Below are 11,393 nucleotides of genomic sequence, written 5' to 3'. Positions count from 1 at the left end.
TATAATTAAAGTCGTTAATTATCAAAACAGGCAAGTTTTATCTTGGCTTTATGTACGTTGAACACGTTCTGGCAAAGGCGACATAAATTATTACCGGACTGAACGTATCTGTCATTTCAGACCGGTAATTGGTGAGCTGCGTGAGGTGGTGCTGACTGTTTAGGTCCTCAGTTTGAACCTGCTGACCAACTGGGCCAGCTCCTCAGCTTGCTGATTCAGTCCCTGGGCAGATAGAGCTGCAACCTGGGTATCTTGCAGAGAGTGCTGACTGGACTGCTCAATATTAGAAATATCTCTGGCCATTTCACCGGCAACCACTGACTGCTCTTCCGTTGCGGTGGCAATCGACTGGATCATAGTGGCAATGTCGGAGGCGCCACGCACAATGTCATCTAACTGTATGCCTGCGGCTTCGGCCATAGAAACGCTTTGGTCAACCAGAGATACACTGTGTTGCATGGAGCTTACCGCGTGATCCGTTTGTGATTGAATGGATTGCACGGTGGAGACAACTTCCTCGGTCGCTTTGGATGTTCGCTCAGCCAGGGTTCTGACCTCATCTGCAACGACGGCAAAGCCACGACCTTGTTCCCCGGCCCGGGCTGCTTCAATGGCGGCATTGAGTGCTAACAGGTTGGTTTGCTCCGCAATGCTGCCAATTACCCCGATCACGTTGCCAATCTGGCTACTGAGTTCGCCCAAGTGAGTGACATTTTCTGCGGTTTTTTGCACATTTTGTGACGCCGTTTTTATTTTACTGACGGTTTGTCCGACGGTATCTCCTCCGCCAGAGGCCAATGTACGTGCCTGCTCGGCTTGGCTTGCTGCCACTTGACTCTGAGAGGCCACTTCAGTGACCGTCGCGCTCATTTCTTCAATGGCCGTAGCGACCTGAGTCGACTGATCGGCGGATGAACGACTACGGGCGGCGATCTGCTGGTTCGCTTCGGCAATATCCTGACTGGATGAAGTCACATCGCCAACCACCTGAGTGATAGAGTGCAGCAATTCGTTCAGTGAGCGGGCCATTCTATTGGTCGCTTCTGCCAGCCCATCAATTTCATCTTGCCCCTGATGCACAATATCCTGCTCAGAGATATCACCCGCACCGATCCGTTCCGCAACACTCAGCACTTGATTGAGACGTAACACGATTGAGCGACTGATCAAATATGCGATAACGAGGCTAAGCATCGCGGCAACGAGAGTGATCACTATGATGGCAATAGACGTAGAACCCAGGCCTTTAACCAGTTGCGCCACAGCATTGGTCGCATCATCAATTTCCTCTTGCGCAGAGACTTCAAGAATATTGGCAATATCTTGTATGTATTTTTTATCTAAAGCCCGAAGTGTCTCACTTGCTTGCTTAAACTCGCTTGAGTTGTCAAAAGCCAATGAAGTTTGGCTCTGGATCGTCTGAGCCACAGCTGGCTGATAACGCGCAAACACGTCCTGATTAACCTTCTGGTGGTAAGATGAAATACTGCGCAGAATATGTGCCATCTTATCTCGATCAGATTGCTTGGCTGATTCGTAACCGTAGAGTTCGGAGTGGACTGTTTTAAACTTCTCAAATGTATCGTTAAAGGTCGCTTTTTTACTTGCATCACCATTCATATATTCGAGCGCAGCGCCTTTGAGCTGGTGCTGAGTATCCAGTAAGCGGCTGTAGAGGATTATGCCGGGTAGATCGTCACCGGTTACTTCTTTTGCACGGGCAGTTTCAGTGGATATTTTAAACCATACTAATGTACTGGAAATGATCATTAGTATGATTAACACACCAAATGCTAAATAGAGTTTATTACTGAGTTTCATAGTATCACCTGAGTATACGTGACGGTATCCGCCGAATATGGAGCAAGTTGAAAAACTGATTATAAAGTTGAAAGCTGTATTTTGAATCGTTCCAAAATAAACTGGGAACTCTCCAGTGATGAACTATCAGCTGGGATAAGCATGAGAAACAGAGGGTTACTTGACAGGCTCTTCAAACTTACAAAAAGTACTTTCTTGATTATTCATAAATAATTCTAGTGTTTTTCATTTGAAGAGTGAAGTGTTTAACTTGATTAATTGAGTTTGTTTCTAACTATGATTTTATTTATATTAAATATATCATAATTCGTGTTTTTCAGTCGCAGTTGAGGCGCAAGTGATATTTATTATCAACTATACAATTAATGTAAAACATGGTGCTATTTTAAACTTTGCTTTTTTATATGGCCAGGTGAGCTTATAAAGGCTCATCATGAGTGCCATAAAGTAGTGATTTGTCCTCCGGCATTCATGTTAATTGCACAGAGAACAGGCGTGAGTAGTCAATAGGGAGTATGTCAGAGCAAGGAAGCCGTTGATCAGCGAAGCAGTTGATATAGCTGAATTTGAGCCAAGCAGATCGCACTCAGCAGCGATATAATGAATGTCATTGGCTCAACTGGTCAGATGTGTTAGTGTGAGGTGTTATCTAAATCCAACAGGTAAGCGTTATGGCAACACCCTTATTAAAAACCTATAAGAAGTTTAAATGGTTGCCCTTTGGCAACTGGCTATTTAGCAAGGCGGTCTGTAAAAGGGCACCTTATTTTGGCACCATCAAGCCTAAGATCACCCACCTCAGTGAAGGCCGTATTACGGCTCAGATGCCTAATCGCAAGGCTGTGCACAATCACATTGGGACAGTGCATGCGATCGCGCAGTGTAACCTTGCAGAGTTATGCGCAGGAGTGGTGACCGATGCCAGTATTCCGTCGAAAACACATCGCTGGATCCCAAAAGGGATGACAGTGCAGTACCTGAAAAAAGCAGACACTGATCTGCATGCAGAAGCAGTCATTCCATTACCGCGCCAATGGCAGGATAAAGAAGAGCTAATCGTACCGGTTGAGGTGTTCAACAGTGAAGGTGTTAAGGTGTTTCACGCAGATGTGACTATGTATATATCGGCTAAGAAGTAAAAAAGGCCTGCAATGAGCAGGCCTTTTTTCAAATCAGAAAGTGTAGCGGTATTTTACTTCTGTCTGGTTGTAGTCCACACCATTGGTGTATTCAACGACAACACCTGAGTGATCAGTAAAGTCAAAACGTAGTCCGGCATTAAAGTAAACGCCATTTTCGTCGCTAATAGCGGTTGGGAAGTCTAGCATCTCATATCCGACCTGAGCAAATGCGCTGAAACGTTTGTTAAGCGCATGTTCGTATTCACCATAAACTCGACGTGTGTCTATTGAAGTACTTCTGCCGTTTATGGACACCTCAAATTCACCTACCTGAGCACCTGCTGCAAATCGGCCTTTGTCTGTCTTGTGGAGTATGTAGCCCAGATTAAAGGTGGTTTCATCAACATCGTAGTCGTCATTGATTAAACCATCAAAAACATTAAGAGTATCGGAGTGCTGATCGATTTTTAGGCCGATAAAAATGCCGTTGGCAAATTCGTAACTCCCTGCAAAAATAAAACCTTGTGGATCTGAACCACTTGGGGCGCCATCCAGGCTCGTTTCACCATATCCTACTTCCAGGTAGCTTTTACTTAGCTCGGTAGCCTGAGAACCCAAAGACGTGGCAGCTAGTAGTAGACCTAAAATATGCTTCTTCACTTTATATCCTTTTATTTGCTTAGTATGGGATGAAAAAAACGAGCCCAATAAGCTCGTTCTATTTTAATAATATGCGTGAAATGTATCACTATCGGATACAAAAGTGAAAGGCTAAGTCTATGTTTTGTGTTATTAAATGTTACCGATGATACGCTTTGGGTACGCTATTCAAGCTTCGCTGGCTTTATCCAGTGGTGTGACATTAGATGGCTCAGCGCGGTGGTTCAGCTGGCCCTGGATATGCGCGCCGGCCTGAATACTCAGTGTATCGTGTTCGATATCACCAGTAACTCTGGCGCTGGGCTCCAGCGTAACGCTGTTGGCGTTGATCCCGCCCTGAACTTGGCCACGCACCTGCACCTGCTTGGCGACAATATTGCCTTCTACAAGCCCAGATTCGCCGATTATCAGCTGAGCGACATTGAGATCTCCCGTGACTTTGCCATCAATTTGCAGTTCACCATCGCACTGGATGTTGCCTGTGATTTCGGTGTCGGGAGAAATAAGCGAGAAAGGAAATGAGTTTTTCTTTTTATTGAACACGTTTAAGCACTCTTGCCAGTTTTACAGGGTTTATATGCTTTTTATCCTGTAACACCTCATAATGCAAGTGTGTACTGGTACTACGACCTGTACTGCCCATCAGCGCTATGACGTCTGACTGCTTTACTGTCTGGCCTTTTTTCACTTTGATGGTGTGCAAATGACCATAGCGAGTGACAATACCATTGGCATGTTGAATTTCAATAAACTTACCGTATCCGCCATTTTTACCGGCCTTGCTCACCACACCATCAGCTGGCGCAATGATCTGGGTTTTATGCCAGCCTGCCATATCTACGCCTTTGTGGTAGGCGCGGCGGCCAGTGATGGGGTCTTTACGAAAGCCAAAAGCGCTGGAAATATAATATTTGTCGTGCGCAACGGGCATCATTTTAGGCGTTGAATGTAATAGGTTTTCTAACTGATTGAGTTGTACAGAATCATCAATTAGCTGGGTGTAGTGTGCATTTAGCAGCGTGGCATCAACCTGATGATACGGACCACCCTGTGCGATGTTATTGTCCGTTGTCAGAGATAGGCCTGCTTCGTTAAATCCGGCCATTAGCTGGTCGTGGCGTGCCGAAATGATGGTTTGTAGTGTTCTCAGCAAAGCGGCTTGGGCATCGTCCAGCTCAGCGCTATGTACTTCAAACTCATGTGCATCATTACCCGTTGGCTCTATATCAACTTGATTGTCTGTATCTGGTAAAGGGGCAGGTGTATCTGCTTGCTCAGTGATCGATGTAGGCAGGGCACTGACAATTTCACTAAGTACAGTATGCTGTTCGTTTAAGGTGACAAGCTGTGTATGTTGTTCAGTCAGACGTTCGGCCAGCAGCTGTTTTTCTTTTGCCCAGGCTTGCTGTTGAGTCTGTAGTTCAGCCTGGAGGGCATTAACCGTTTTTTGCTGTTTAAAAAACGCTGATGTACTGATAACTAACCAGGTAAGAGCACCACAAACCAGCACTAGTGCGATAAATTGCAACCAGCCAGGCACAACCATCAGACTAACCTGGCCATTCTGGCGCATCATTAGCTGTTTAGGTTGAAATAGCGATGTGATCAGGCGTTTGATATAGCGAAACATAACATATAAAAATTAAAAATAACGACTCACTTTAACAATTTTTATGCAAAAAGCCAGTATTTACTTACAAAAAAAAGGTGTACTTAAGCACACCTTTGTTTTTTATAGAAAAGCTTTTGCGTTTGCGATTACTTCGCTGGCAGGATAGTGCCTTCGACAGAACCGAAGCCAATACGTGCAAAGCCGTTCGCTTCACACCAGCCACGCATAATGACCTTATCACCGTCTTCCAGGAACTTACGCTCTTCGCCATTGTCCAGGGTGATGGTCTCTTTACCGCCACGAGATAGCTCAAGCAAAGAGCCCGCTTCTTCGTGCTCTGGACCAGACTGAGTACCTGAACCCAGCATGTCGCCCGGCAGGAAGTTACAGCCGTTTACTGTGTGGTGAGTGACCATTTGTGCCACTGTCCAGTAGCTGTGCTTAAAGCTTGATTCTGACAGCTTGCTTGGCGCTGCATTGGCTTCACGCATTTTCGCTGTTTCAAGTAGCACGTCCATCTGGATATCAAACGCACCCGATTCACGGTTTTGTGCAGACTCAAGATATTCCAGAGGCTGAGGATCTTGCTCATTACGGTGCCAGTTAGTGCGATACGGCGCCAGCGCTTCTGTGGTGACAATCCACGGCGATACCGTTGAGGCAAAGTTTTTCGCCAGGAACGGGCCTAACGGCTGGTATTCCCAGGCTTGCAGATCACGGGCCGACCAGTCGTTGAACAGACAGAAACCGAACACATGGCTTTCGGCATCTTCAATTGAGATTGAATCGCCCAGCTCGTTACCTTTACCCAGGTAGATACCCAGCTCCAGCTCATAGTCCAGACGCTTACAAGGACCAAATGATGGTGTATCCGCATCAGGAGCTTTGGTTTGACCTTTCGGGCGTGGGAAGTTTTGACCAGATACATCAATCGATGAAGCACGGCCGTGGTAACCGATTGGTACCCACTTATAGTTAGGCAGCAAAGGGTTGTCAGGGCGGAACAAGCTACCTACCGCTGTAGCATGGTAGATTGAGGTATAGAAATCGGTGTAATCACCAATATGACACGGCAGCGCATATTCAACGTCGGATTGAGCAACTAATGCTGCTTCCAATGCGCCCTGGTGCTCAGAGCCTTCACGAAGAGCGCGAGATAACGCCAGACGCAGAGCAGACCAATAATTTTGACCCATTCCCATAAACTCATTGAGTTTAGGTGCATTCGCCGCTTCTACTGCATCCTGTGCTTCGCCACTGAAAATACCTGCACCAGCAACCACAGCCAGATCCAGTACTTGATCACCAATGGCGACACCGCCACGGAACTCTTCAGCGCTGCCTTTGCGGCGGAATGAGGCAAATGGCAGGTTTTGAATAGGGAAATCAGTCCCGGTCTGGTTGGCGCTGGCAACCCAACTTTTCAGATTAATGTCGTGCGTTTCGTTGATAAAAGACATGGTCTTTCCTTTTTGCAAGTTTGAGGCTGTTCTCAGATGTGGTGATAGCGTTCTGATTTTTCAATGCAACACCTGAGTCTCAGACAAATTAAACGGCAAAAGCAGCCACAAGGCATCGCCCCAAGCTGCTTTTAAATTTCTACTCTCAAAGGAGAATTAGATGACGCCGCGACGTTCCTGATCACGCTCGATAGACTCGAACAGCGCCTGGAAGTTACCTTCACCGAAACCACCGTCGTCAACACGCTGGATCATCTCGATAAAGATAGGGCCGAACAGGTTCTTAGTGAAGATCTGTAGCAGGTAGCAATCTTCGCTCTGGCTGTCTACCAGGATCTGATGCTCTTTGATCTTGTCACGGTCTTCTTTAACCCAAGGTACACGGTCAAAGATGGTGTCGTAGTAGTGATCAACAATATCGAGAGTTGCAATGTTAGTCTGGTCAAGCTTGTCCAGTGACGCAACCAGGTCGTTGGTCAAAAACGCCAGGTGCTGTACGCCCGGGCCATTGTACTCGTCCAGGTACTCGTCGATCTGGTTGTTGTTGTCGTCTTTACCTTCATTGATAGGAATTGAGAAGGTGCCGCACGGAGACTTCAGTGCGTATGACAACAGAGCAGTTTTCTGGCCTTTGATGTCGAAGTAACGAACTTCAGTAAAGCCGAATACGTCTTTGTAGAAGTTTGCCCATGTTTCCATGGTGCCTTTGTATACGTTGTTAGTCAGGTGGTCGATACGCAGGAAGCCTTTGTCTTCAACAACCACTTGCTCTTCAAGGTCAACAAAGTCTTGCTCGAAGATAGAACCTTTATCACCGAATACGTCGATGAAGTAGATCAGGCTGTCGCCGATGCCGTAGATAGCAGGGTAAGGCAAGTCTTTGTGGGTTGAATCAGTTGCTGGTTTTGCACCGCGCTCAACCGCGATTTCGAACGCTTTTTGCGCGTCTTCTACACGCCAGCCCATAGAGCAGATAGCCGGACCGTGGCTCTTAGCGAACTCAGCAGAGAAACCGCCGCGCTCTTTGTTCAGCAGGAAGTGAATGTCGTGCTGGTTGTAGTATAGGATGTCTTTGTCTTTAAACTTTTTCAGTTTAGAAAAACCAAAATCGGCAAAAATCTTTTCCATGTAGTCCGCATCTGGTGTTGCGTACTCGGTAAACTCAATGCCAACTAGGCCTAGAGGATTTGTTACTTCACTCATTGTCTTACTCCCGCTTAAAAGCACTGGATCGCTATTTGTTTTGTGCTGTGGATGATTAATCAAAATGCTCAAAAGGGGAAGCTATGGGGGTGAATTAGCAAGAGGGCGAAATGTAAATTCTGTCGTACAAATTATCAGGGTTATACGGATTGAGTGAACAGGATAATTTTTTCGATTACAAACCTCGTTCCGTTCTGTAAATTGGATTGTTTGGCCGTGGTATATTTAAAAGAAAAATCCTTAACAATATAATATAAAAGAACTTTTAAGTTCTTTGTTGACAGCGATATCACTTTGGAACTTTTAAGGGGGCGATCTCACTGAGGGATGAATTCTGCCTAGGTGTATCTAAAAGTTTACAAAAGCAAGCCAGAAATAGAAAAGCCGCACAGATTTAGTGCGGCTTTTACATGAATCACAGTTAAAAAATTATTGTCTTTCGCCTGAGATCTCCAGTTCTTTTTCCAGGTAATGTTCCTGAGTATGCGGCTCATCATTGGTACCTTCCGCGCCATGCATCCAGTCAACCAGCTTGTTGCTAAGCAGGTACATTGCCAGTGCAGACAATAAGGCAGTCGCACCCAGGCCGATGAAAATGCTCATGGCATTGTTCATTGCTTCCTGACCTTCGCCGATGAATGAGCCAACGAAACCTGCGATCTTGTTTGCAACCGCTGTACACAGGAACCATAGACCCATTAATAATGAAGCCAGGCGCAGTGGTGCCAGTTTACTCACCATAGACAGGCCAATTGGCGACAGACACAGTTCACCCAGCGTGTGGAACAGATAGAAAAGTACCAGCCACATCATGCTGATCTGCAGGTTGCCAGCGTCACTGCCTTCGGTGATAAGCGCCATCATCATTGTCAAAAAGCCCAGCGCCAGGAATACTAACGCGATGGCAAACTTAACCGGTGAGTTAGGCTCACGCTTGTCCAGCTTGAGCCAGATCATGGCCACCAGTGGTGCGAAGATAATAATAAAGATAGAGTTCAGAGACTGGAACCATGACGCCGGGATTTCAAAGCCCATCAGCATACGGTCGGTATAATCAGCGGCAAACAGGTTCATCAGGCCACCGGCCTGCTCAAAGCCCATCCAGAAGATAATACTGAACACACTCATAGTGAAGATAACGCGGATACGGTCTTTTTCTTGACTGGTAAGAGGCTCTTTGGTGTTGCTGTTAGATTGCTGCTGAGACAGCTTGGCTGCTGGGACGACACCGATGTCACCCAGATATTTCTGGCTTAATAGTAGTTGCATAACAACGGAGATCACCATGCCGATACCCGCAGCGATGAAACCAGCTTGCCAGTTAATTTGTGCAGCAACATAACCTGCGATAAGTGGACCTAACGCACCACCTAAGTTGATACCCATGTAGAAAATTGTGAAGGCACCGTCACGGCGCTTATCACCTTCCTGATACAAGTCACCAACCATAGTCGAGATGTTTGGCTTAAACAGACCGTTACCGGCACATAATAATGCCAGACCAATATAGAAAACCTGCTCTTCCATACCGGCAACCAGACTGTGTGGAATACCCATAGTAAAGTGGCCTGCGGCCATCAGGATACCACCAATGATGATAGCTTTACGCTGACCCAATACGTTATCGGCTAACCAACCACCGATCAGAGGGGTCAGATAGACCGCCATGGTAAAGGTACCGTACAGGCTCAGTGCATCGGCGTTGGTCCAACCAAAGCCGCCATTTTGTACCTGAGCAACCAAATATAAAACGAGTATTGCACGCATTCCGTAGTAGCCAAAGCGCTCCCACATTTCCGTGCCGAAGAGTAAGAACAGGCCTTTTGGATGGCCCAGAAACTCACCGCGATTAGGTAATGAATTCATATTATTCCCATTTCAATCAAATGTGTTGTTTTGGCCTTAATATTATCGATGCCGAAGGTACTGTTGATGACAGTATTCAGCGACATACTTTGAACGGGTGGCCAGTCCCCAAATGATTTCCAAGTTAGGTCAGTGTTGACTAACTATTCATTAAAAGCGCGTCAGTATACCTAGTGGGATGGCGATGGGGAAGCCTTACCAGCTGGGTCGGGCGCTTTTTGTATACAAAAAAACCAGCCTGTCAGGCTGGTTTTTGAGCATTTAGAGCGTATGTTCCGGTTATCGGCAGAAGTTGTCGACAAAGGTCAGGTCGTTAATATGCTCAGGACCTTCCATCACTAAAGTTGCAACGGCTGTGTCTGGATTCATTTGCCAGATTTGCGCATTGCTACCTGCTTCGCGACCAGAGACGTACAGTTTGCCGTCGGCGGTAATGGCCAGACCAGAAGCCCAGTTAACACCGTGCTCACCAATTTTAGTCAGTTCCATATTACCTTCATCCAGCGTATACAGTGCCTTACCGGTTAACACGTAAAGGACGTTACCGTCTGCTGAGTACGCAATGTCACCATGGCTGAAGTCATCGCCAGAGTAAGACAATTTACCCAGTACGGTTTTTTCACCGCTGTTCATGTCAAAATCGTACATGTAGGTTTTACTGGTGCTGCGCAAAGATACGCCATCTGGTGTAACAGCAGAGCGATATAAAGGCCATGAAGTTGCATTAGCCACGCTATATTGCTGGTTACCATTGAGATCCAGCGCCCACAGGGTAGAAGCTTTAGACTTGCTGTCAGTCTGCTCCATGAAATAAAGCACACCGTCTTTGCTTGCGATGTTAGATGCGGTGTGTGTTACTCCTGACACAGTGCTGTACTGACCTGCGTCAACATCAAAGTGATACACGTAACCATTTTGCGAGGAGCCGTAATTGTTGATACCAAATAAACCTGTAACACAGTCAGCAGTGACCGAAACGTTATCCAGTAGTGCACCGTATGAGTCTGAGTTACCAGCACCAACGAATTTCAAAGTACTTGCGTCACTGTTTGCCGTTACCGTAATGGTGTAGTGTTGCCAGCCTCGTTGCGTACCATTTAGCTCTGCAATGACCTGGTCGTCCCAATAGACGGTTGCTTTATTGGTGGTGCTATTGTTAGTAACACGGGGTGAGTAGTAAAAGCTTACGACATATTGTTTGCCAGCTTCCGTAGCCACGCTTTGGTATGCGCTGTAGTTACGGGTTGAGTCCAGCTCAATGTATTGCTCACCATCCTGTGCCTGAATAAGGCCAAGGCGATTAGTCTGAACTTCAAACTTAGCGGAGCTGCGGCTCCAGCCAGGCAAAGTTCTGAACAGACTCCAGGACCCATTAACGGCATCTGACTGTTCAAAAGAACCATTGGTGATCAGGTTTTCACCGGCGTTTGCAGCAAAGCTGCTGATTAGGGCGGCACTTAGGCCAAGCGCAAGAACTGATAATTTCATAAACATACTCCAGGGCTAAATTCTATTTGTGTAAACAAAATGTTATCCCTAATCAATTTTAACTAATCCCATTTTCTTACTTTTACACGGTTTGGTCAATTAGAAATCAAAAAAATGACTGTTAGTTCCGATTTATACCTCAGTATTAGAATATAAAATGAT

At 46.2% G+C, this 11,393-nt stretch carries 9 protein-coding genes; 1 reads left to right on the top strand and 8 read right to left on the bottom strand.

Translation table 11 applies throughout. The features are described 5' to 3' along the window. Window positions 1-159: 159 nt before the first annotated feature. A complete protein-coding gene (locus CWB99_RS06205) occupies window positions 160-1,821 on the bottom strand; it encodes a methyl-accepting chemotaxis protein (protein ID WP_138550264.1) in 1,662 nt (553 codons plus the stop codon). 671 nt (window positions 1,822-2,492) lie between these two features. Between CWB99_RS06205 and CWB99_RS06200 the strand changes: the two genes are divergently transcribed. After that, window positions 2,493-2,960: a hotdog fold domain-containing protein gene (locus CWB99_RS06200; RefSeq protein WP_138550263.1), complete on the top strand. Its 468-nt coding sequence runs from the start codon at window positions 2,493-2,495 to the stop codon at window positions 2,958-2,960. 33 nt (window positions 2,961-2,993) lie between these two features. On the opposite strand, the gene CWB99_RS06195 is transcribed toward CWB99_RS06200, so the two are convergent. The 7 genes from CWB99_RS06195 to CWB99_RS06165 all read right to left on the bottom strand — a co-directional run bounded on the left by CWB99_RS06195 (window position 2,994) and on the right by CWB99_RS06165 (window position 11,231). Next, a complete protein-coding gene (locus CWB99_RS06195) occupies window positions 2,994-3,602 on the bottom strand; it encodes an outer membrane beta-barrel protein (RefSeq protein WP_171045274.1) in 609 nt (202 codons plus the stop codon). Between the two features lie 168 nt (window positions 3,603-3,770). Continuing rightward, entirely contained in the window at window positions 3,771-4,145 is a 375-nt protein-coding gene (locus CWB99_RS06190) for a bactofilin family protein (protein WP_138550261.1), read from the bottom strand. Next, complete coding sequence (locus CWB99_RS06185; protein WP_138550260.1) at window positions 4,135-5,232, bottom strand: M23 family metallopeptidase; 1,098 nt, start codon at window positions 5,230-5,232, stop codon at window positions 4,135-4,137. Before CWB99_RS06185 ends, CWB99_RS06190 begins: the two co-directional genes overlap by 11 nt. 128 nt (window positions 5,233-5,360) lie before the next feature. After that, complete coding sequence (fahA, locus tag CWB99_RS06180) at window positions 5,361-6,674, bottom strand: fumarylacetoacetase (protein WP_138550259.1); 1,314 nt, start codon at window positions 6,672-6,674, stop codon at window positions 5,361-5,363. Window positions 6,675-6,830: 156 nt separating this feature from the next. Continuing rightward, window positions 6,831-7,877, bottom strand: a complete 1,047-nt coding sequence (gene hppD / locus CWB99_RS06175; RefSeq protein ID WP_046005648.1) for a 4-hydroxyphenylpyruvate dioxygenase — start codon at window positions 7,875-7,877, stop codon at window positions 6,831-6,833. Between the two features lie 429 nt (window positions 7,878-8,306). Next, complete coding sequence (locus CWB99_RS06170; protein WP_138550258.1) at window positions 8,307-9,743, bottom strand: peptide MFS transporter; 1,437 nt, start codon at window positions 9,741-9,743, stop codon at window positions 8,307-8,309. Window positions 9,744-10,022: 279 nt separating this feature from the next. After that, a complete protein-coding gene (locus CWB99_RS06165; protein WP_138550257.1) occupies window positions 10,023-11,231 on the bottom strand; it encodes a DUF642 domain-containing protein in 1,209 nt (402 codons plus the stop codon). Window positions 11,232-11,393: the final 162 nt, after the last annotated feature.

The organism is Pseudoalteromonas rubra (genome assembly GCF_005887095.1).
GTDB lineage: Bacteria > Pseudomonadota > Gammaproteobacteria > Enterobacterales > Alteromonadaceae > Pseudoalteromonas > Pseudoalteromonas rubra_E.
The sequence above is the reverse complement of the archived record's forward strand: the minus strand, read 5'-3'. Positions and strand labels throughout refer to the sequence as shown.